This window comes from Flavihumibacter solisilvae, assembly GCF_000814475.1.
Lineage (GTDB): Bacteria > Bacteroidota > Bacteroidia > Chitinophagales > Chitinophagaceae > Flavihumibacter > Flavihumibacter solisilvae.
The window spans coordinates 72,113-95,010 of the sequence record NZ_JSVC01000024.1; the positions used below are offsets into that span (position 1 = coordinate 72,113).

17 protein-coding genes are annotated in these 22,898 nt (G+C 47.6%); 6 read left to right on the forward strand and 11 right to left on the reverse strand.

The window, feature by feature from the left end; all coding sequences use genetic code 11:
- Window positions 1–211: 211 nt before the first annotated feature.
- Window positions 212–1,051: a dienelactone hydrolase family protein gene (locus tag OI18_RS19780; RefSeq protein WP_039143059.1), complete on the forward strand. Its 840-nt coding sequence runs from the start codon at window positions 212–214 to the stop codon at window positions 1,049–1,051.
- Between the two features lie 86 nt (window positions 1,052–1,137).
- Here OI18_RS19780 and OI18_RS19785 read toward each other — a convergent pair whose 3' ends face one another.
- From OI18_RS19785 to OI18_RS19805, 5 genes are all read right to left on the reverse strand, one after another.
- Window positions 1,138–1,320: a hypothetical protein gene (locus OI18_RS19785; RefSeq protein WP_039143060.1), complete on the reverse strand. Its 183-nt coding sequence runs from the start codon at window positions 1,318–1,320 to the stop codon at window positions 1,138–1,140.
- 157 nt (window positions 1,321–1,477) lie between these two features.
- Window positions 1,478–2,272 (reverse strand): pyrroline-5-carboxylate reductase, encoded by a 795-nt coding sequence (gene proC, locus OI18_RS19790; RefSeq protein ID WP_039143063.1) that lies wholly within the window; start codon window positions 2,270–2,272, stop codon window positions 1,478–1,480.
- A 72-nt stretch (window positions 2,273–2,344) separates the two neighbouring features.
- Window positions 2,345–3,325 carry an ADP-glyceromanno-heptose 6-epimerase gene (gene rfaD / locus OI18_RS19795; RefSeq protein WP_039143067.1) on the reverse strand — a complete coding sequence of 327 codons (981 nt, stop codon included), beginning with the start codon at window positions 3,323–3,325 and terminating at the stop codon, window positions 2,345–2,347.
- 185 nt (window positions 3,326–3,510) lie between these two features.
- Complete coding sequence (purL, locus tag OI18_RS19800; RefSeq protein ID WP_039143070.1) at window positions 3,511–5,742, reverse strand: phosphoribosylformylglycinamidine synthase subunit PurL; 2,232 nt, start codon at window positions 5,740–5,742, stop codon at window positions 3,511–3,513.
- A 70-nt stretch (window positions 5,743–5,812) separates the two neighbouring features.
- A complete protein-coding gene (locus OI18_RS19805; protein WP_039143072.1) occupies window positions 5,813–6,952 on the reverse strand; it encodes a glycosyltransferase family 4 protein in 1,140 nt (379 codons plus the stop codon).
- 55 nt (window positions 6,953–7,007) lie between these two features.
- Here OI18_RS19805 and OI18_RS19810 point away from each other — a divergent pair, with 55 nt between their 5' ends.
- Together OI18_RS19810 and OI18_RS19815 are read left to right on the forward strand one after the other, a co-directional pair.
- A complete protein-coding gene (locus OI18_RS19810; RefSeq protein ID WP_039143073.1) occupies window positions 7,008–8,342 on the forward strand; it encodes a hypothetical protein in 1,335 nt (444 codons plus the stop codon).
- A gap of 102 nt (window positions 8,343–8,444) precedes the next feature.
- Window positions 8,445–10,634 carry a glutamine synthetase III family protein gene (locus tag OI18_RS19815; protein ID WP_039143075.1) on the forward strand — a complete coding sequence of 730 codons (2,190 nt, stop codon included), beginning with the start codon at window positions 8,445–8,447 and terminating at the stop codon, window positions 10,632–10,634.
- A 70-nt stretch (window positions 10,635–10,704) separates the two neighbouring features.
- On the opposite strand, the gene OI18_RS19820 is transcribed toward OI18_RS19815, so the two are convergent.
- The 3 genes from OI18_RS19820 to OI18_RS19830 all read right to left on the reverse strand — a co-directional run bounded on the left by OI18_RS19820 (window position 10,705) and on the right by OI18_RS19830 (window position 16,531).
- Complete coding sequence (locus OI18_RS19820; protein ID WP_039143077.1) at window positions 10,705–13,131, reverse strand: ABC transporter permease; 2,427 nt, start codon at window positions 13,129–13,131, stop codon at window positions 10,705–10,707.
- Window positions 13,132–13,257: 126 nt separating this feature from the next.
- Window positions 13,258–13,938, reverse strand: coding sequence for a (d)CMP kinase (cmk, locus tag OI18_RS19825; protein WP_039143078.1), 681 nt, complete (start codon window positions 13,936–13,938; stop codon window positions 13,258–13,260).
- Window positions 13,939–13,996: 58 nt separating this feature from the next.
- Window positions 13,997–16,531 carry an ATP-dependent Clp protease ATP-binding subunit gene (locus OI18_RS19830; protein ID WP_039143079.1) on the reverse strand — a complete coding sequence of 845 codons (2,535 nt, stop codon included), beginning with the start codon at window positions 16,529–16,531 and terminating at the stop codon, window positions 13,997–13,999.
- Between the two features lie 152 nt (window positions 16,532–16,683).
- On the opposite strand from OI18_RS19830, the gene OI18_RS19835 reads away from it, so the two are divergent.
- Complete coding sequence (locus OI18_RS19835; RefSeq protein ID WP_039143081.1) at window positions 16,684–17,076, forward strand: STAS domain-containing protein; 393 nt, start codon at window positions 16,684–16,686, stop codon at window positions 17,074–17,076.
- An 18-nt stretch (window positions 17,077–17,094) separates the two neighbouring features.
- Window positions 17,095–17,997: a ribonuclease Z gene (locus OI18_RS19840; RefSeq protein ID WP_039143084.1), complete on the forward strand. Its 903-nt coding sequence runs from the start codon at window positions 17,095–17,097 to the stop codon at window positions 17,995–17,997.
- Between the two features lie 2 nt (window positions 17,998–17,999).
- Here OI18_RS19840 and OI18_RS19845 read toward each other — a convergent pair whose 3' ends face one another.
- From OI18_RS19845 to OI18_RS19855, 3 genes are read right to left on the reverse strand one after another with little or no spacing between them, the layout of a single operon-like run.
- On the reverse strand, window positions 18,000–19,148 hold the full coding sequence (locus OI18_RS19845) for an alpha/beta hydrolase-fold protein (protein ID WP_039143086.1): 1,149 nt from the start codon (window positions 19,146–19,148) through the stop codon (window positions 18,000–18,002).
- 24 nt (window positions 19,149–19,172) lie between these two features.
- Complete coding sequence (gene bamG, locus OI18_RS19850) at window positions 19,173–20,408, reverse strand: BamG family beta-barrel-assembly machinery protein (protein ID WP_152616895.1); 1,236 nt, start codon at window positions 20,406–20,408, stop codon at window positions 19,173–19,175.
- A 19-nt stretch (window positions 20,409–20,427) separates the two neighbouring features.
- A complete protein-coding gene (locus OI18_RS19855; RefSeq protein WP_160290265.1) occupies window positions 20,428–21,723 on the reverse strand; it encodes a DUF4270 family protein in 1,296 nt (431 codons plus the stop codon).
- A 173-nt stretch (window positions 21,724–21,896) separates the two neighbouring features.
- On the opposite strand from OI18_RS19855, the gene OI18_RS19860 reads away from it, so the two are divergent.
- Window positions 21,897–22,895, forward strand: a complete 999-nt coding sequence (locus OI18_RS19860; protein ID WP_205410078.1) for a Kelch repeat-containing protein — start codon at window positions 21,897–21,899, stop codon at window positions 22,893–22,895.
- Window positions 22,896–22,898 lie beyond the last annotated feature (3 nt).

Genomic DNA, 22,898 nt, shown 5'->3' on the forward strand with positions numbered 1-22,898 from the left:
CCCTGAAGTACTTACGTACCGGCTGATGTGCTTTTTTGGATGCTAATTGTAAAACCGCTGCCCAGTCTGAAATGACCTTGCGGAAAAATAGAATATGTATATCCGGGAGGTCATGCAAAGATACAGGAAACCTGCCAGATGAAAACAGTCAGCCTGCGATGTGGAAAAAAAGCCGGAGCCTTCTTAACCTGCAGTAATCAAAATTCCTCATATGAAACAGTTCATCTTTTTGCTGGTCTGCCTTGCTGTAAACCAGTCAATTTATTCACAGGACATTACCAGCTGCTGCGCGGCGGCGGCCACTGAAGCCTTCGCCCAGAACGGCGGCAATGCGGCCTTCAGGGCGAGCCATGACGAGCCCCGGCCTTTCCATTATGTGAGTGCCGCCGGTAAAGACATCTCCTACCAGACGTCCGACGGCAAAAACGCACATGGCTGGGAGGTTAAAGCGGAAAAAGCCACTCCTTATTATATGTTTGTTGTTCACGAGTGGTGGGGCCTGAATGATTATATCAAACAGGAGGCTGAAAAACTGGGGAGGGACCTTGGCATCAATGTGATCGCCCTCGACCTGTACGATAACCAGGTGGCGACTACCCGCGAAGATGCAGCCAGGATAATGCAGTCGGTAAAGACCGAACGCGCTGAATCTATAATCAAAGGAGCTTATTCCTATGCAGGTAAGAATGCGAAAGTGTTTACAATAGGCTGGTGTTTTGGCGGTGGCTGGAGCCTGCAGGCGACCTTGCTGGGTGGCAGCCAGGCAGCAGGTGGCATCATGTATTATGGCCAGCCCGAAAAAGATGTGGAAAAATTAAAAACCCTGAAGGCTGATATCATCGGTTTTTTTGCCAACCAGGACCAATGGCCAAGTCCCCAGGTTGTTACCGAATTTGCCCAATCTATGCAAAAAGCGGGAAAAAAGCTTTTACTGAACCGTTATGAGGCGACGCATGCATTTGCCAATCCCAGTAATCCGAACTTCAATAAAGAGGCTACCGAGGATGCTTACGGGAAAATGCTCGCTTTCGTAAAGGAAAGGATGAAATAACCACCGGGATTGAATAAGCAACTTTTAAAAACTCAATAGGCACCCGGATAACCGGATGCCTATTTTTTCCTTTTGGTGATTATTGCTTAATTTCTTACTGTCATTGGGGTAGCGGGCGCAGGATTTATCGGCGTAGCTTTAATAAATCCGGACTGATTCCGCTTCAGCAGGATATCCTTTATCTTATCACTGTTATCCTTATTCGCATGGAGGACAGCAATAGCAACGATTTCAATAAACAATATCCATAGGCTGATATTCTTCTTCATAAACAGAGGTTCAATTTGTTGGATACAGGCTTGAGAGACTGCAAATTATTACAATTATTAATATTTGCCAAAACCACCTTGTCGATTTACTACCATACTTTAACGCATCACCCATTAATTTATTATAACGCTAATTCCCTGGTAACCGACAGTGTGATCATCCTTTCTGAATCTTCAAAAAGCTGGCCGAAATTCCTTTTATCAATGATGAACTGAAACCCTGGTGTTCCATTTCATTTAATCCCGCGATCGTGCACCCTTTGGGCGTGGTAACCTTATCAATTTCATATTCAGGATGGGTTCCCTTCTGCAACAACAATTCGGCAGCGCCCTTTACTGTCTGCGCTGCAATGAGGCTTGCTGTGGCAGCATCAAAACCAATCTCAATTCCTCCCTGGATATTTGCGCGGATGTATCTCATAGCGTAGGCGGTGCCGCAGGCACCAAGAACTGTTGCGGCGTCCATGAGCTTCTCATCGATCAGAGCCACTCTTCCCAGCTTATTAAACATATGCAAAACCCATTCCACCTCATCCCGGGATGCAGCGGAGTGACTTATACAGGTGATGCTTTCCCGGATGGCGATTGCCGTGTTGGGCATAGCCCTGAAAACAGGGGTACCAGGCTGCAGCTCGGCTGCTATTTCCGTGATGTCAACACCGGTAACCACTGAAACGATCACGTGCTTTTCCGAAGTAACCGGGGCAATTTCCTTAACCACCTCTTTTACCTGGAATGGTTTCACCGCCAGCACCACAACATCACTGGCACTGACAGCATCCCTGTTATCGCTTGTAACGTGTATACCTTTTTGCTGGAGCGGCTGCAACAAGGTAACGTTCCGACGGGTGACCGTAATATTGGCGGCGTCCGTGAAGCCTGCCGCCAGCAGTCCTTCCGCAATTGAGATACCAAGGTTACCTCCCCCAATTATGGCAATCTTCCTGTTCATTGGTTGTATTTACAAAAAAGCCACCACTCCTTTCGGGTGATGGCAAGAATCAGATTGTAAATATATAACGAATTAGTAGAATTTCCCTTGCGACAAATAATTTCTCACATAATCTTCCACTCCCTGCTCGAGACTGTAAAAAGGTTCAGTATATCCCGCATCCCTTAGTTTGCTCATGTTGGCTTCAGTAAAGTACTGGTACTTGTCGCGGATGTCTTCCGGCATATCAATAAATTCTATGTTCGGTTCCAGGTCAAGTCCCCTGAATGTAGAATTTACAAGGTCCTGGAATGCCCTGGCCTTGCCGGTACCAAGGTTATACAACCCTGAAGCGGGCTGGTTTTCCATGAGCCAGTAGCAGACCTTGATCACATCTTTTACATAGATGAAATCCCGCAACTGCTGGCCATCTGCATAATCAGGCCTGTGTGAACGAAAAAGTTTCACTCCACCGTTCTGCCGGATCTGGTTGAAAGAATGCCAGATCACGCTGGCCATGCGGTTCTTATGATATTCATTGGGGCCGTAAACATTGAAGAATTTCAGTCCTGCCCAAAACCCGGGGTGACAGGCTTCATGAAGTACCCATTTATCAAATTCGTTTTTGGAAACACCATACGGGTTAAGTGGTTTCAGCACATAAGAAAGTTCATGCCGGTCATCGTATCCATGTTCTCCTGCACCATAGGTTGCCGCGGATGAAGCGAACACCAGTGGGATGCCATGAACAGTGCAATAATTCCACACCTTTTGAGAATATTCCACATTCAGTTCCTGGTGGATGCTGTAATTGAATTCGGTGGTATCGGTACGGGCACCGATGTGAAAGATAAAGTCAATATGGGGTTTATGCTCGTTCAGCCATTCGAAAAAAAGCGACCGTTCTACCCTATGCAGAAAACGTTTGCCGCGCAGGTTAGGATCCTTTTCATGCTTGCTGAAATCATCTACCAGAATCAGGTTGTTGAAACCTTTGAGGTTCAGGAATCCAACCAGGCAACTGCCAATGAATCCTGCAGCCCCCGTTACAACGATAACAGCGTTTTTATTCATAGTAGAACAAAGTTAGTCAATAGGTGAATAAGTGAATGAGCCAATAAGTGAATAGTGAACTAAGTGACTAAAGCTATCAACCTGAAATACATTCAGGGATATGCTAAAAACCAAGGGGCCAACTGAATTTCAGTTGGCCCCTTGTACTTATTCACTTACCGACAAATCGCGAGTAAGTGTACTATTTATAATGCGCTTAATGCATGTTCACTTTCATGGCCTGCAAGAAGTTTTTCGATAGCCGTGTCATATTTGTCCTTCCATTCGGAAATCGTTCCCCAGCTTTCGCCGTCTACCTTAACAGTTCCGGCGGTTACCCGGCCAAGCCTGGTGAAATCTTTTCCGGCCATGGACTCGATGAATCCCGCCAGGTTTGCATCACTCACGGTTACCACTACCCTGCTCTGGCCTTCACCGAACAGGAATGCGTCTTTGCGGATCTCCTTATCGGTTTCAATCTCAAAGCCAAGTGAACCGGTAAACCCGGATTCGGCAAGGGTCACAAACAAGCCACCCTCACTGATGTCGTGGGCTGAAGAAATGAGATTCTTCGAGATCAGTGACGACACTGTCTGTTGCAATGCAAATTCTTCCTCCAGGTCAAAATGTGGTGCAGGGGAATATTCAACGCCAACGATCTTATTCAGGTATTCTGAACTGTTGATATCGTTTGTGGCGCGGCCCACGAGGAAAATATGATCACCTTCTTCCCTGAAATTGAGGGTCATTTTATTATCGATGTTCTCAAGAAGCCCGACCATCCCGATTGTTGGCGTCGGGTAAACTGCGCCATCCGGGTTCTGGTTATAAAAGCTCACGTTACCGCCGGTAACAGGTGTATTGAACCGACGGCAGGCTTCGCCCATGCCTTTGATTGCATGAACAAACTGGAAGTATACCTGCGGATCGTAGGGGTTACCGAAATTGAGGCAGTTGGTTACGCCGAGGGGCTCACCGCCACTGCAGACAATGTTACGTGCTGCTTCTGCCACAGCTATCATGGTACCTTTATAAGGATCAGCGTAAACGTAACGGCTGTTGCAATCTGTCGTAACTGCCAAGGCCTTATTGCTTGGCTTGGCCAATACTACTGTTGCATCGCTGGGAGCGTTTGTGCCGGTATTGGCAGTTCCCACCATGCTGTCGTACTGAACATACACCCATCGCTTCGATGCAATATTTGGAATTTCAACCAGTCGCGATGCCACCTCTTTCAGGTTTTTCGCAACTGGAACAGTTGAAGAATCGAATGAGGCAATCTTTTCAAAATATGCCGGAGTTTCGTAAGCCCTGTCATATTGCGGTGCACCTCCACCCAGCACCAGTTCATATGCAGGAATGGAAGCTTCCAACTCACCATGCATATAGAACCTGAGCAGCTTATCGTCGGTCACTTCACCAATAACAGAGCAGGGAAGATCCCACTTTTCAAAAATGGCTTCAACAAGGGATTCCTTGCCTTTTTCCACCACCATCAGCATTCTTTCCTGGCTTTCGCTGAGCAAAAGTTCCCAGGTTTTCATATTCGGCTGGCGTGTAGGCACCTTATCGAGATCGATGCGCATACCCACTCCGCCTTTGGCGCTCATTTCGGCTGTTGAACAGATAATTCCGGCTGCACCCATATCCTGCATTCCTACCACAGCACCAGTTTTGATAACTTCCAGGCAGGCTTCAAGCAGTTTCTTTTCCTGGAATGGGTCACCAACCTGTACCGCGGGAAGTTCCTCCACACTGTCAGCGGTGATGTCGGCTGATGCGAATGAAGCACCGCCAATCCCGTCCTTGCCCGTTGCAGAACCAACGAACATTACAGGGTTCCCGGTACCTTCAGCTGTAGCGCTTACGGTTCCGCCAGCTTTCACTATACCCACGCTCATAGCATTTACGAGCGGGTTGGTATGATAACATTGTTCAAAGTAAATTTCACCTCCAACTGTCGGTACCCCGAAACAGTTACCATAGTGACCGATACCATGTACTACGCCACCGAGGAGGTGCTGCGTTTTGGCTTCCTGCAGTTTCCCGAATCTCAGCGAGTTAAGCGATGCGATCGGTCTTGCGCCCATTGTGAAGATGTCACGGTGAATGCCACCTACACCGGTTGCTGCACCCTGGAAGGGTTCAATTGCTGAAGGGTGGTTATGGCTTTCGATCTTGAACACCACTCCATAGCCATCACCCATATCCATGAGCCCGGCATTTTCTTCTCCGGCAGCCACGAGCATCCTTCCGCCTTCACGGGGAAGTGTCTTAAGCCACTTAATGGAATTCTTGTAACTGCAATGCTCGCTCCACATTCCACTGAAGGCGCAGAGTTCATTGAAATTAGGTGTGCGTCCAAGTTTCTGTTTGATGAGTTCAAATTCTTCGGCGGTAAGGCGAAGCTGCTGTGCGGTTTTAACGGTAACTTCCATTTTGCTTTGCGGATAGTGAAAGAAAGCGCAAAGGTAAGGCGGCGAGACTAAACTCCAAGCGATGGATTGGTCATCCAAATCGCTGGATGACATTCGCATAATACCTGTATACCTTCCTCACTTCAAACTTTTCAATCATAAGTTCCCTTCCCTTTTTACCCATTTCGCGGCGGGTCAAAGGTGGCAGTAGCAGCATCTGTTCCATTTTATCTGCCAGGTCGGCTGCATCGCGGGTGTTACAAAGGAAGCCGGTAATATTGTCCCGCACCGCCTCTTTGCACCCCCTGTTATAGGTGGTGATTACCGGAAGTTCCATACTGGCCGCTTCCAGGAGACTTCGGGGAATTCCTTCATTATAATATGATGGCAGGACAAAACAATCGGCTGATTCCAGGAAACTGCGTACATCTTCTGTAAATCCGGGGAAGCTGATCAGTCCCTGCTCTTGCCAATCTGTAAGGTCGGCAGCATCCACCGCATCGGGATGGCCTGCTTCGTGAAAGCCGATCAGTATACAATTAAATTGATGATTGCGGTTTTTCAGGATCCGGCTGGCTTCTGCATAAACCGCAACACCTTTGCTCCTGAGCAACCTGCAACTCATCAGGAAGGTGAATGCCGGGCTGCCGGCGCCTGCTGATTTTCCAGGCTGGTGAAAATATTCTGTATCCACACCTTCGCCAGGCAGGATCTTCACGTTCTGAGCGGAAACCAGGGCTTCGTTCAGGAACACCTGCGCATCTTCCCGGTTAAGGAACCAGGTTTCCGCGACATTTTTTAAAGCCCTACGGTATAATTTCTCGACTATGGTGCGGAGGAGGTCTTTCCGGTCAAAGGCAAATCCGAGCCCGGTGATCACAGCAACCGACGGAATACCGAGTGCCCCTGCAGCCATGGATCCGTAAATATTCGGTTTTGCAACGAAGTGGAAAATAAGATCCGGCTTTAGTGTTGAATAAACCTGCCTGAGTGAACGATACAACAAGAGGTCGGAAATCGGATTGAGCGACCGGTTATTAAACTGAACAGGGAAAAAAGCACACCCTTCATTAGTCAGCCGCTGTGCATATTCGTCAGCTGGCGATACAACTACAACCCTGTGCCCCGATTCGATCAGGCACCGGATTATCGCCAGGCGGAAATTGTATACCGACCAGGCATTATTGGAAACGAAAGCGATCAGCAATGCATTATCTGCCACAGGCCTCATGCAGGAACATTAATGCCAAATGTATAGATTTGAGCAGGAAAACCAATATTGCAGGATGGATATTTACCTCAGATTTTCGGTATCATTCGCTTTTTTTACATTTCTAACGTATTGGTTTATACGAAGATCTGGCACTACCCTCACATTTTTCCAGACCATACTCGCTTATTCGGCAAAAGTGCTGATGGGCTGCGCTTACGGTTACATTTTCTTCCGGAACTGGGGCGGTGACGATACCTGGATGATCAACAATGACAGCATGGCGGAGCTTGAAAAGCTGCTGAACCGGCCGGGGCAATTCTTCGAGGATGTGGACCTTTTTCGTCTAGTGCAGGAAAATGGCTGGAAGGGTGGTTTGCATCTTTTCATGGACAAACTCGAGCATGCACTACTCATCAAACCTCTGGCGCTGTTCAACCTTTTCAGCGGCGGTAATTATTATATTAATGTCACTGCATTTGCAGCATTGACCATCTGGAGTCAGATCTGGCTTTATCACCTGCTGTCCTTAAAATGGGCGGACACGAACAAATGGCTGTATGTTTTGATCTTCTTTTACCCACCAGCCCTGTTCTGGCTAAGCGGCATCCGGGGCGATGGATTACTATTCCTGTTCTTTGGTCTTCTGCTGTTACAATACGACCGGTGGCTAAGTAGTAAAAGGCCCCTTAATTTGATATACGTCATGGTAGCCTGCCTGGGCATTGTCATTCTCCGCGCACCAATGTTAGCCATCCTGTTTCCCGCGTTGGTTGCCTGGTGGCTCTGTGCCAGGGGAAAATGGCCTGTAGTAAAGAGCTTTGTCACCTGCCACATCGCTGCTGTGATCCTGTTTTTTGCAACCGGTCTGTTGAACAGGCCGTTAAACATGCCAGGTATTATGGCTGATCGCCAGGCTGCCTTTTTCCTGCTCGACGGTAAGACCCGGGTTCACCTTGATACCCTGGATACAAATCCGCTTACCTTTATTAGGATGTTACCCCAGGCCCTGGATAACTCTTTCCTCCGCCCCTACCCCTGGAATGCCTCCGGCATTATGCAGGTGATGACAGTCACTCAAAATATATTTGTAATATGTCTCCTGGGAGTTGCCGCACTCGCCTTAATAGCCAGAAAGTGCAGCCCCGGGGAACAAGCTCCGATCGGGACTGGCATAAAAGATCCCCTTCAGGCTACTGCAGTCTTCTTTGGTTTATTTGCTTACCTGTCAATTGGTTACACAATTCCCTTTCCGGGGGCGCTGGTGCGATACAGGGTAATCCCGGAGCTTTTGCTGGTGATCGTTCTCGTAAGGGGAATTCTGCCAGTCCTCAGATCAAATTACATTTTTTTTAATGTTTATAAAAAGCGCGGTAATTGGCATAAATCTTTAAAAGAGTTAGATAATTGAATCGATTTTTTGCCCAACTTAGCGGAAATTTGAACAGAAGCTAATTTATTGTGTCAGTATTTTAACTTTTGTCATTTATTTGCACAGCTAAAAATCATTCTCATGTCATTACGTTTCAGTGCTCTCAACAACATCAACCAGGGTAACCAGGTGAATGTTCCGGGTCCCGCTAAGATCACGGCCCTGTTTGGTGAAAATGTGTTCACGCTGCAGAAAGCAAGGGCTTTCCTGAGTGATGAGGCTTACAAAAGCCTTCTTGCCTCTATTAAAGGGGGAAGAAAGATTGATCGTACAGTAGCTAACCAGATTGCTGCTGGCCTTCGCCAGTGGGCAGAAACAAAAGGTGTTACGCATTATACACACTGGTTCCAGCCACTGACAGGCACAACCGCTGAAAAGCATGATTCATTTTTCACACTGAAAGGTGATGGTACCGCAATCGAAGAGTTTGACGGGGCAGCGCTGATCCAGCAGGAACCTGACGCATCATCATTCCCGAGTGGTGGTATCCGTGCAACTTTTGAAGCACGCGGCTATACGGCATGGGATCCTTCCTCTCCCGCTTTCATCATGGAGATCGGCGAAGGAAAGACACTTTGTATTCCCACAATTTTTGTTTCGTATACCGGTGAAACACTGGATTATAAAGCACCGCTGTTAAAGTCGCTCGAAGCACTTAACAAACATGCCGTTGACGTGGCAAACTATTTCGATAAAAATGTTAACCGCGTTGCAGCAACTCTCGGCTGGGAGCAGGAATATTTCGTTATTGATGAGGCTATGTTCAATTCACGTCCCGACCTCGTACTGAGCGGACGTACTGTATTCGGCCATGCACCCGCGAAAGGACAGCAGCTGGAAGACCACTACTTCGGTTCCATCCCCGAGCGCGTTTATGCCTTCATGCGTGATTTCGAAAACGAATCTTATAAACTCGGTATTCCGTTAAGAACCCGCCACAATGAAGTTGCGCCGGCGCAGTTCGAGTGTGCACCTATTTTCGAAGAAGTGAGTGTGGCCGTTGACCATAACACCCTGCTGATGGATGTGATGGATCGCGTTGCCCGTCGCCATAAACTGCGTGTACTGCTGCACGAGAAGCCATTTGCCGGCATCAATGGCAGCGGCAAGCACAATAACTGGAGCATGTCAACCGATACTGGTGTTAACCTGCTTGCTCCCGGCAAAACGCCAAAGACCAACCTGATGTTCCTTACGTTCTTCGTGAACACCATCAAGGCGGTTTATGAATATTCAGACGTTCTGCGTGCCTGCATCGCAGGTGCTGGTAACGACCACCGCCTGGGTGCCAACGAGGCTCCCCCGGCAATCATTTCGGTGTTTGTAGGTGGATACCTGAGCAACGTACTGGCAGAGATCAAAGAGCGCGTAAGCGATAAGTTCGACGAGCAGGATGAAGCAATCCTGAAACTTGACCTGCACCGCAGCATCCCTGAGCTCCTGCTCGACAACACTGACCGTAACCGTACTTCACCTTTTGCTTTCACCGGCAACAAGTTCGAGTTCCGTGCTGTTGGTTCATCTGCAAACTGCGCTAACGCGATGACAACCCTGAACACCATCATGGCCGAAACGCTGAAGCAGTTCAAGAAGGATGTAGATGCCCTTATCGAAAAAGGAGAAAAGAAAGAGATCGCCATCATGCATGTGATCCGCGAATACATCGTGGACAGCGACAAGGTTCTCTTTGAAGGTGATGGCTACAGCGAGGAGTGGGCAAAAGAAGCTGAGAAGCGCGGACTTCCGAACCTGAAGACTACTCCCCTTGCACTCGATGCGATGGTTACTGAAAAATCAAAGCACCTGTTCGAAAGCAATGATGTACTTACGCATGTTGAGCTCGAAGCACGTCATGAGATCGAACTGGAAAAATATATCAAACGCGTGCAGATTGAAGCCCGGATCATGGGTGAGCTTTGCACCAGCCACGTTCTGCCTGCATCGGTTAAATACCAGAACATCCTCATTCAGAACATCCGTGGACTGAAGGACATTGGCCTGGATGAAAGCACCTATTGCAACCAGAAGCAGATCCTGAAAAAGATCAGCGAACACATCAACATCCTGAGTGACCTCGTGGAGAAAATGATTGAAGCCCGTAAGGTTTGCAATGCAATGGAGAACACACGCACCAAGGCAATCGCTTATGAAAGCCAGGTTAAAGCGCCGTTCTTTGATGCGATCCGTTACAGGGTTGATAAACTGGAATTGCTGGTGGATGATACACACTGGCCGCTTCCGAAGTATCGCGAAATGCTGTTCCTCCGCTAATCATATTGAGGACCAAATCAAACTGCAAGAGCCCCGCTTTCGAGCGGGGCTTTATTTATTCCGGCGTAACCTATTCCGTACGCAGGCTATTCACTGGATTTGCAAGAGCCGCTTTCACTGATTGGTATGCAACCGTAACCACTGCAATCAACAGGATGAGTACCAGCGGGTATAACAGGATTCCCGGACTGATATCAATATGGAAAGCATAATCTTCCATCCAGCTTGTCAGCAGCCAGGCAGCGACAGGAATGGCAACGAGGCCTGCATATAAGACAAGCTTCAGGTAATCGCGGGTGATGAGCAGGAAAATCTGCGTTACAGTTGCACCCAGAACTTTCCGTACTCCAATCTCCCGGGTTCGTTTAGCCACAGAATATAGTGAAAGACCAAATAGTCCGAGACCAGCAATCACAATCGACAGCACAGTGAACCACCACAGGACAGAGGAAAAAACCTGGTCGTTTTTGTACTGCCTGTCGAAATGGTCATCCAGGAAAAAGTACTGGAAAGGCGACCCGGGAAATCTTTTGTTCCACACATCCTTTGTCCTGGCCACAAGCCCTGGCACATCGGCAGTTTCCACCTTCAGGGAGTACATCCCCATATCCGTGTGCCTGGCTGGATAATAAATTATTGGATCAAAACTATATTGGAGTGATTGCTGGTGGTAGTCAAACATTACTCCGACTACCTTACATGTCCGCTCAGCCTGCATAAGCATTTTCCCAATGGCTTCGTCCGGTGATCCAAATCCCAGGATCCTTGATGCCGTTTCATTGATGATTACATTGAGAACCTGTAGCGAATCCGCTTCATTAAATGGCTGGTCTTTATCAAAGTTCCTCCCGGCTACCATTGTGATACCATAATCCGGGATGAATTTCTCATCTATCCCGAATGTCCTGCAACTTTTATTGTCGTTAGAGTTAATCCTCCGGAACCCCGTTGAACTACCTACTTCATTTCCCGGAACATCCGTGGATTCGGAAACTGTGCGTACGCCGGGAATCTTACCAAGGTCGTTTACAAATGATTCGACTGTCGACATCGCTCCTGTAGGCTGGTTTACAGTTTGTTCAAGAACCAATGTCTGCCGGATATTCACGCCCAGGTCACGACTGCTCATAAACCGCAGCTGCTGATAAAATCCAATTGCCCCGCCGGTAAGGATTATGGCCGCTGTGAACTGTAGTACCACCAGTGCCTTGCGCAGGTAATTGCTGCCTTTATTATTACCTGAAAATCCTGCTGCAGATTTCAACGTTTTAACGGGCTGGAAAGATGAAAGCACAAAGGCAGGATAAAATCCGGCCAGCAGGGTACTGACCATGAAAACTGTGACTGCGGCTACCCAAAACCAGGCGCCCGTTGCCTCCAGGTCCGCAATGTTCCTGCTGATCAATTGTGCAAACTTTGGGAGCACGAGACTATATAACAGGAACCCGATTCCCATCCCCAGCAGGTTAACGAGAAAGGATTCTGCGAGGAACTGCCTGACGAGTTGCAGCTTTGTTGCGCCCATAACTTTCCGTACCCCCACTTCCCTTGACCGTTCAAGTGAGTGGGCTGTTGACAGGTTTACATGATTGATCAGTGAGATCAGGAGTATGAGAAGCGCGGCAATGCCCAGGTATTTCAGATAATAGAGATTGCCGCTTCCTTCGAGCTCATAATTGTAAACAGAGCGGGTATGAATGTCCTTTAGCGGCTGCACTTTGAAAGTAACGGAAAAGCCGTCCTCCTTCATCCTGCCTCCCATGTACTTCTCTGCAAATGCGGGCAGCTTTGCTTCAAGAGCATTGGCATCCGTTCCCTCTTTAAGTAACACGTAGGTGTAAAAATCGCTCCATCCCCAGCTCGTATTGGCATTGCCGTTGGTAAGCTGGATATATTTATTGAAATTCAACAGGATGTGAAATTGCAGATGCGAGTTTGCGGGAAAATCCTTCACTACGCCTGTCACAACATAATCTTCATTGTCGAACCTCAATGTTTTCCCGAGCGCTTCTGAATTACCGAAATATTTGGTTGCTGTGGATTGACTGATCACCGCATCATTCAGATGAGTCAGTGCCTGGGCCGGTGCCCCTTTCTGAAACTCGAATGAAAAGATCCTGAATACAGAAGGGTCTGCAAAATAAATGAAGCCGCTTTCATTGATCTTTTCGTCACCATGCTGTACAATCCCCCATCTTTTCCGGAAGCGCACAACTTCCGACACTTCAGGAAAGTCCTTCTTGATTGCCGGGGCTACAGCCGGGTATGTAAACGCAAATGTCTGCGGCTCGCCACCTTTTTCAGTCACGATCATCGGCAACCGGAAAATCCTGTCCTTCTTTGCATGGAAATCATCAAAGCTGTATTCGAACCTGAGATAATTGGCAATCATCAGGAATGCAGCAATACCTATTGCAAGGCCCATTACGATAATGGCTGAGAAGGTTTTGTTCTTCATCAGGTTGCGCCATGCAGTTTTCAGATAGTTCTTAAACATAACCTGGGATTTTGGCTCTATTTTTCAATTAAATAAAATGCCAGTCATCTACAGGCCTAACTATCAGTCTGTTAAGAGTTTGGAGTCTGCGAATGCTGTACGCTTTTGATACAGTCACCGTTCGATTCAGATCAGTTCATGAACCCACGACAATGCCAGTTTCAACTGTTCGTCCATTCCTATTTTGCTGTTATCGAGAACACGAGCGTCATCTGCCTGGCGAAGCGGACTTACTTCACGGTGACTGTCAATATAGTCGCGCATTTCGAGGTTATTCTTGACTTCCTCTATTGTAATGTTGGGGTTCTTTTCGAAGAGTTCCTTAAACCTCCGCTCCACCCTGATCTTGTTATCGGCTGTCATGAAGATCTTGAGTTCAGCCTTTGGGAATACGACGGTGCCAATATCACGGCCATCCATCACAATGCCTTTTTTCCTGCCCATTTCCTGTTGCTGGTTAACGGCGAATGTACGCACATCCTTTATAGCCGCGATCTCACTTACTTTTTCGGCAACTACCAGGTCGCGGATCACATATTCAACGTTCTCGTCATTGAGGTACATCTCACTCTGAAGGCTATTTTCGTTATAACGGAACTCGAGCTGGATATCTTCCAGTGCCTTTTGCACTTCCTGTGTGTCGGTCCAGTCCACATGGTTCCGGAGAAAATAAAGGGTTATGGCCCTGTACATGGCACCACTGTCAATATATACGTAGTTCAGTTCCTTTGCCAGCTGTTTTGCAAGGGTGCTTTTGCCACAACTGCTCCAGCCGTCAATAGTAATGATGATTTTTTTCCTGGCCATAATAAATAGTCAAAAGTAAAAATTAAAAAGCCCTCCTGTATGCAGGAGGGCTTTTAATTTATGCTTCAGATTTTTCCTTCTTTGGTGGAGATGATTCCTTCATCCGGAATGTGATCTTGTTCTGCTCCTTGTCGAGGTCAGCAATAAGGATATCGCCTTCCTTGATAGTCATATTCAGGATCTCTTCCGCAAGCGGATCTTCCAGGTACTTCTGCAGTGCCCTGTGCAGGGGCCTTGCACCAAACTGCTGGTCGTATCCTTTTTCGGCGATGAAGCTCTTGGCTTCTTCAGTCAGCTCAAGGCTGAATCCAAGATTCTTCAGTCTCTTCATTACACCGTTCAAAAGAATATCTATGATCTTGAAGATATGATCCTTTGTGAGTGAATTGAAGATCACCACATCATCGATCCTGTTCAGGAATTCAGGTGAGAAGGTACGCTTCAACGCTTTTTCAATAACCGCCTTATTCGTCTCGTCTGTGCTCGCTGTACGTGCCGCAGTAGCGAAACCTACACCGTCACCGAAGTCTTTCAGTTGACGTACACCGATATTCGAAGTCATGATAATAAGACTGTTCTTGAAGTCCACCTTCCGGCCAAGTCCATCGGTAAGCTGACCATCATCGAGCACCTGTAACAGGATGTTGTAGATGTCCGGGTGAGCCTTCTCGATTTCATCAAGCAGGATAACGCTGTAAGGTTTGCGGCGGACTTTCTCTGTCAGCTGGCCGCCTTCTTCGTATCCCACATATCCCGGAGGTGCACCGATCAATCTGCTGATGGTAAACTTCTCCATGTATTCACTCATATCGATCCGGATCAGGGCGTCTTCACTGTCGAACATATAACGTGCAAGTGAACGAGCCAGCTCGGTTTTACCCACACCAGTCGGTCCGAGGAAAATAAACGAACCAACAGGTTTCCTGGGATCTTTCAGACCTACGCGGTTACGCTGGATGGCCTTCACGACTTTCTGAATGGCTTCGTCCTGTCCTATAACCATACTGGCCATATCTTCAGACATTTTCCGCAACTTCTCGCTTTCAGCCTGCACCATCCGCTTCACCGGTATGCCAGTCATCATACTCACCACTTCCGCAATATCTTCCTCGGTTATCGGATAGCGCTTATGCTTGCTTTCCTCTTCCCAATGTGACTTTGCCTTCTCCAGGTCTTCCTGCAGTCTCTTCTCTGTATCGCGGAGAGATGCAGCTTCCTCGAACTTCTGGCTTTTCACCACGCGGTTCTTTTCATTCTTCACATCCTCGATCTTCTTCTCAAGCTCCAGGATCTCCTGCGGTACATTGATGTTTTTCAGGTGAACGCGTGCACCTACTTCATCCAGTACATCGATCGCCTTGTCCGGCAACAGACGGTCTGTCATGTAACGGTCGCTGAGCTTCACACATGCATCAATTGCATCGTCTGAATAGTTTACGTTATGATACTCTTCGTATTTGGGTTTGATGTTGTTAAGGATCTGGATGGTTTCGTCAACAGTCGGCGGATCAACCATCACTTTCTGGAAGCGGCGGTCAAGTGCACCATCTTTTTCGATATACATGCGATACTCATCCAGGGTCGAAGCACCGATGCACTGCAATTCACCCCGTGCAAGAGCAGGTTTGAAAATGTTTGATGCATCAAGTGAACCACTGGCACCACCGGCACCTACAATAGTGTGGATCTCATCAATGAAGAGAATCACATCGCGGTTCTTTTCGAGTTCATTCATGATTGCCTTCATCCGCTCTTCAAACTGGCCACGGTATTTGGTACCGGCAACCAGTGCAGCAAGATCAAGGGAGATCACGCGTTTATCGAACAATACCCTGGATACCTTACGCTGAACGATGCGAAGTGCAAGACCTTCCACAATGGCGGTCTTACCCACACCAGGTTCACCAATCAGGATCGGGTTGTTCTTCTTCCGGCGCGACAAAATCTGCGATACCCTTTCGATTTCTTCTTCACGACCTACAATTGGGTCAAGTGCACCGGTCTCTGCGAGTCTTGTAATATCCCTGCCGAAATTGTCAAGCACAGGAGTTTTACTTTTTGTATTACCTGCCTGCTTGGCCTTTTGCTGACTGTATTTCTTTTCCTCATCAAAGTCATCATCATTTTCATCCGGATATTCACTTCTCACATCATTGCTTTTCACCACACCCAGTTCATTCCTGAACAGGTCGTAGTCCACATCAAACTGGTTGAGTATCTGTGTAGCAATATTTTCTTTGTTTTTCAGGATTGATAGCATAAGATGTTCGGTTTCGACGGTTGGACTTTTTAATGCCTTTGCCTCGAGCACGGTTACACGAATTACCTTCTCTGCCTGCTTGGTTAGTGGCAGGCTGTTGATGTTGGCAATATTCTTTCCTGTTTTATCCTTAACTGCAAGTTCAACTTCCTTTCGGAGTTCATACAAATCAACATTAAAACTCTTAAGAATACGGACAGCGGTATTATCACCTTCTCTTATCAGACCCAGCAATAAATGCTCGGTACCGATAAAATCATTCCCTAGTCTCAACGCTTCCTCCCTGCTGAACGAGATGATCTCTTTTACCTGGGCTGAAAAATTGTTGTCCATTTTATAAGTTGTTGTGTGTTATACAATAATAACGAATATTTTTGAGTTTAGGTTTGCTTTGAAACCCAGTTCTGACAGTTGTCCACCGGTTGCCAGCAAGTGAATAATCTGTAACTCAAAGAACGTTTAGATCGCCTTTTAATTATAACCGTATGCAGGTCAAAATTGATACCAAGGAGAAATTTCATGTCATAACGATCCTTGATCCAAAAATCACTGCTAATATGACAGCAGAAATGGAGAAGAGTTTATCTGCACTCCTGCAAAAAGAAGTTAAAAACGTTGTCCTCAATCTTAACAGTGTGACGGAAATTGACGTTGAATCAGCGGAGTCACTTGTTAAAATCCAGCAGTCATTTTATGAAAACAATGCATCGTTCGTGATCTGCGGGATCCAGCCTGCCATAGAGGAATTTCTCGACAATGAACAGCTGCTCGAAATGTTAAGCGCCACTCCGACAGAAAGTGAGGCATGGGATATCGTACAGATGGAAGAAATTGAAAGAGAGTTGCTTGATGATGACGACCCGGCTTTTAACGCATAGATTTGCATACTTTAACATATGCTGGCTGTAACCATATTAGGAAATAATTCTGCGCTTCCGGCGTTCGACAGGCACCCAACGGCGCAAATCGTAACGTTGGATGAGTTCCTGTTCCTCATCGATTGCGGAGAAGGCACCCAGATGCAAATGGCGAAATACAAGATAAGAAGAAGCTGCATCCAGCATATCTTCATCAGCCACCTGCACGGTGACCACTATTTCGGGCTGATCGGGCTGATCACCAGCATGGGCCTGCTTGGCAGGGAGCTGGATCTTCATTTATATGCCCCGGCACCGCTCAAAGAACTTATTGACCTCCAGCTAAGGGTCGCTGATACAACCCTTCCATTTACCATCCACTTCCACCCTCTGGGGGATGAAGGTGTTTTGGTCCGTCACGAAAAATTCCAGGTAAGCTGTTTCCGTGTCAACCACAGGATCCCCTGCTGGGGTTTCCGGTTTGAACAGGTAAGGGCTCCACGTCGGATCAACCCTGAAAAAACATTGCAGCATGAAGTTCCGTCGTCATTTTACGACCGGTTGAAATGGGGGGAGAATTATACAACCAAAGATGGTCGGTTAATCCTGAATGAATGGGTCACTGACCCTGCCCCAAAGCCGAGGTCTTATGCCTATTCGGCAGATACGAGTTACGACGAAAACCTCATCGACAAGATAAAAGGTGTGGACCTCCTCTACCACGAAACAACTTATCTCAAAGATCTTGGGGAACGCGCGATACAGCGTTTCCATTGTACGACACACCAGGCGGCTACTATTGCAAGCATGGCCGGGGTGGGACAATTAATCATTGGGCACTTCAGCTCAAAATATGAGAAGCTGGACCTTTTCGAATCAGAGGCACGTGAAATATTTCCCAATACCATCCTGGCACTCGAAGGCGTGAGCTACAGGGTCTGAATTCAATTTACTTCCACAGACAGCCACTCAATGAACCTGGGAAACTCCTGGCGCCAGGCGGGCTCATTGTGCCGCCCGTTTTCGTTTACTCTGACAGGATATTTCTGACCGGTCAGCCTTTCCAGGTGATTGGCAATTTTATAGGTGTCCGGTACCATCTCCTGCCCCTCCAGCTGCCCGGCATAAAAATAATAGCGTTGCCTTTTATTGAGCCTGTTGTTTACCTTTTGACCGATTACACTGTCAAGGGACGGATCTATCCAGAAAGAAGGAGAAAACACGCCAATATTTCCGAACACATCCGGGTAAAGTATCCCGGCATAAAAAGAGATCAGTCCGCCCATCGAGCTGCCTGCAATGGATGTATGTTTCAGGTCACTCTTCGTGCGGTAATGCCGGTCAATATATGGCTTCAGAGTCCTGGCCAAAAACGCAAGGTATTCCCGCCCCTCACCTTTCCCGAAACGTTCATGGTCATTCGGGTTGTATTCATTCATTCTTTTCAGACCGCCGTTGTCTATCCCGACAACGATAAACCCTTTTCCGGATGAGTCGAGGGTTTCATCAACACCCCATTCGCCGGCAAAAGAAGTGGCAGCATCAAACAGGTTCTGGCCGTCGTGCAGGTAAAGTACGGGATATCGCTTTGCGCTTTTGTCATAGTTCGCCGGAAGATAGATCCAGATGCGTCGTGACCGCTCAAGTTGTGGAATAGCAAAGGCGGTGTCGAGCCATCTGACCTGGGGACTGGCAGTGGAAACTACTTTCGGTGGCGCCGATTTCACCGCGTCCTGCCAGCCTTCGATAGTAAGGCTAACCATTGTATCAGAGGTGATGGTCAGGGTCCGGTTATCGATAGATTGTCCTTTGAAGTTTGTTTCAACCGTTTCCCAGGAGCCACGGGTGAATTTATATACATATGTTCCTGACGGGACATTACTTCCTTCGAAAAAGAAAAGTCCCTGTGCCCCTTTTTGTAACCTGCTGTTCGGATCTGAAGGATTCCAGTTGTTGAAATCGCCTGCTATAAACACCTCGCTTGCCTGCGGAGATGCAGGCAGGGACGTAATCCTGATTACGACCTTATATTGGGCAGTGGCCTGGCAAAGGCAAACCGAAATGATCAGGAACAGGCAGGTTAATCGCTTCATACGGTTATGGTTTCTTTAAATACGTCAATCATATTTTCGTCCCCCCCTGTAAAGTATGGAAGCAAGACTGATATTACAATTGAATTCAAAGAAATTTTCCTTTACAAGCGGATAAAAGTTCGTGCCACGCTGACCTGCCTTAAGTGCAAAATGGTAATGGTAGAAGCCGGTGGCTGATGGAAGCGAGACGCCACCCGTGAAAGCCCAGGACCGCACTTGCTGTCCGTCAATAACCAGGTAACTGAGATCGCGGTTGAATCCAAAACTATAGGAAGGTCCGTCAATAGTACCGAACAGGGTTTTGCGTGGTTTTGAATATGAAACACCGGCAGCGATATTACCGGATGTTGTTGTCCGGAAATTTGCCCCCTGGTAATTGACCTTGTTCCAGTTCTGGGTTATATAATCCATGCCGAATTTCCAGTAAGAGCGCTGCATGGTCAGACCGGCCGACCAGGTTGAAGGATATTCGAACTGTGTGGAACGGGCATTTTCTTCCACGAGCGTATTACCCGCCAGGTCGGCGATTACATTATCCTCCAGCTTTTGCAGCGATACCCCGGGTTGCCAGGTGGCACCTGCGATCCACCGGAGGCCACCCGTGGTAAACTTGTACTGCGCACCTGTCCGGACGATGGCGTTACTGTAATGGGAGTTTTTATCGACCGTTATGCCTTCATCAACAGCTGTCAGAAAACTTTCTTTCCGGTTTACAGACCCGGATAAAAGCCCGATGCTCACACCAAGGCTAAGATGTTTTTTAATGGTTAACCCATTGGCTAAATAGTATTCATATAATCCCCCGTTTCCTTCAATGGTGCTGGTAAGCTTGGCCGAAGTGCCCTGCAGGTAACGGTTGCCGGAAGTAAGGTATTCTACATTTGAATAGCGGCGGATCCCGAACGCAGTCCCCCAGTTCCTGAAAAGACTGAAGCCCATGGCAGCTTTCTGTACAGTAAAATCTCCCGCAGCTATGTTTTGGGTGCCCGAGCTGTAGCGAACGGATTTTCCACCGAAAGACAGCTCCAGACGCATCCTGCTGAAAGGCATCGAGCCGTAGGAAGCAGGATTCAGGTCATTCAACGTCGTAACGGAGGGAAGTGCGACACCCAATCCACCCATGGCCGAATAGCCATTATAGTCACGAAGTTGAACGTCACCAATGCCATACGCGGAATATACCGAGTTGGTGCCGCTTTGGGCTTGAGCATCAAAAACCGAAGCCACCATGAAAACAGTCAATATAACAGTTCTGCACATACGAAATTATAGTTTGGCATTATTGTGTTTTGTATACGAGCATGGAAACGATCAGGCGAGAACGGAGCGAAGGTGCCGCTGTCGTATTACCGGTGAAGCGTGAAAGTGTACTGTCACCGCCACCAATTGCCAGAACGAGTTTTTGCGAGGAGTAATTATCAGCACCTATTTCCTGTAACACATAGTTGGTCACATCAAACAGGTACCGGGTATCCTTTCCATACACAGCGTCAAGACTAAGGTCTCCGTCCTGCGCCGACCCCTCGCTGTTCAGAATTGGTCCGACCATTGTTTGATCAGCCTGGAGCTGGTACACATTCAGGGCGGGTGGCAAACCGTAATAGCTCCCGGTTGTACTGACGGGCCTGATCTCCAGCTGCGCATTGAGCACTTTAACAAAATCAGCTGTTTTCGGTAACTGGCTGATGTCAGGAAAATCTATTACCGTCCGGATGCGGAAAAATTCCTGCAGGAAGAACCTGTTGTTCATCAAAGCAGCATTGGCATCTTTAGAGGATTGAAGCGGTGAGAGTTCACTATTCCCGTACCGCCGGAAAATGTAATTGAACTGGTAAGGGGAGGCTGAAGGTATGAAGTCAATTGATTTCCGATGGATATTGCCATCATCTTCATGGTAATGAAGGCGCATGACAAGATCCTTTCCAAAACCGAACATCACATTTGTCTGGGAGGTATCAACTGCGAGCCTGAGACCTTTGAAATATTGGAGGAATTGTTCTTCATTTCCAGTGATGACGGATTTGGTCCTGAGCAACCCGAAAAGTTCACTACCAAACGATGCACTGAGCAAAAAGCGGATACTGTCATCTGCCTGGGGTCGAACGACAGCATTAAAGCTTCCTAAGGATTGTGTTGCTGTGAACCTGCTGGTATTATAGAATATTTTCTTCTCGTTGTATAATTGTTCTTCAAGGCGGTATGCCTGCAGCGCAAACCGGCTCATCGTATCACCGTACGATGCGTCATTAAGTTTCAGTACAAGTTCAATAGAGTCGAACCGTGCAGAATTTGCCAGTTCAGGAATTGTTGGCAACCCCATCTGCACAAAATGTTCACTCCTGACAGTTCCGAAATCCGGGTCATGATGAAAGCCGGCAAGTGCAAATGCTGATGTGGAAGTGACAAATGAATCCTCACGATAAACAGTGAAGTTGCCCTGGAAAGAATCAACCTGGACCAGGTAGGGATTCTCAGACGGTGTGACTGTTTCAATGTATTGCGCTTCTCTTGTGCAGGCTGTCCACAGTAACAAACAAACTACGGTCCGGATATAAACAACAGTCCTCGACATCATTTTTTTCCGGCAAAGAACCGTCGCAGGAATGCTAACAGTCATGGCTGTGCTACGAATGCGGATTATGATGCTACCAATTCAATACACGGCACTTTGTCGGCAGATCAAACCAGTTCGTCGCAGGACGATTCCTGGTTCGCCTGCCGAAAGAAAGATTTGCACAAAAAATAACCGTGAAAAGAAACATTGCAGGATTATCATTTATCGTGATGCTGGCTTCAGGATGTGTCAAAGACACGACCAGTACAACGGAGACTGTTGGAAACTGGATCAGAAGATCGGACTTCGAAGGTGTTGGAAGAAGTGAAGCTGTGGCTGTAACACTCGACGGAAAAGCATTTATAGGTCTCGGTTACGATGGCACCAACAGGCTCACCGATTTCTGGGAATATGACAGCCAGTCGGATTTCTGGAAGAAAAAAGCAGCATTCCCGGGCGTTGCCAGAAGTTCCGGTGTAGCCTTCGCTGCTAGTGGAAAAATCTACGCCGGATTGGGATTTGATGGTGTGAACACCCTGAATGATTTCTGGGCTTATGACCCGGTCGCAGACAGTTGGACCAGGGTGGCCGATTTTGCCGGCTCTGCGCGATATGATGCTGTTGCTTTTGGCTTGAATGACAAAGGCTATGTATGCAGTGGCTATGACGGCAACTACCTGAAAGATTTCTGGGAATATGATCCGGTCGGAAATACCTGGATACAGAAAGTGAGTCCGGGCGGCAGTAAAAGATCCGATGCTGTTGTTTTTGTGATCGGCGAAAAAGCTTACCTCGCTTGCGGCACAAATAACGGCAGCTACCTGAACGACCTATGGGAATATGATGCTGTGCAGGAAAAATGGACAGAGAAACGAAAAATAAGCAATGTAAGCGATGAAACATACGACGACTCCTATACCATCATGCGGAGCAATGCCATTGCTTTTGCGATCGACGGAAAGGGATACATAACTACTGGATCAAACGGTGGACTCACCAATACCTGCTGGGAGTATGAACCCGTTACTGACACCTGGTCAGAAAAAACGTCATTCGAGGGAACTTCGCGGGAAGGCGCTGTCGCATTTGGTATAAACGGGAAAGGATTTATCACAACAGGAAGAAGTTCGGGATTGCGGCTCGACGATTTGCGTGAGTTCTCACCCGCATCAACATACGAAGAAAACGATTAACAT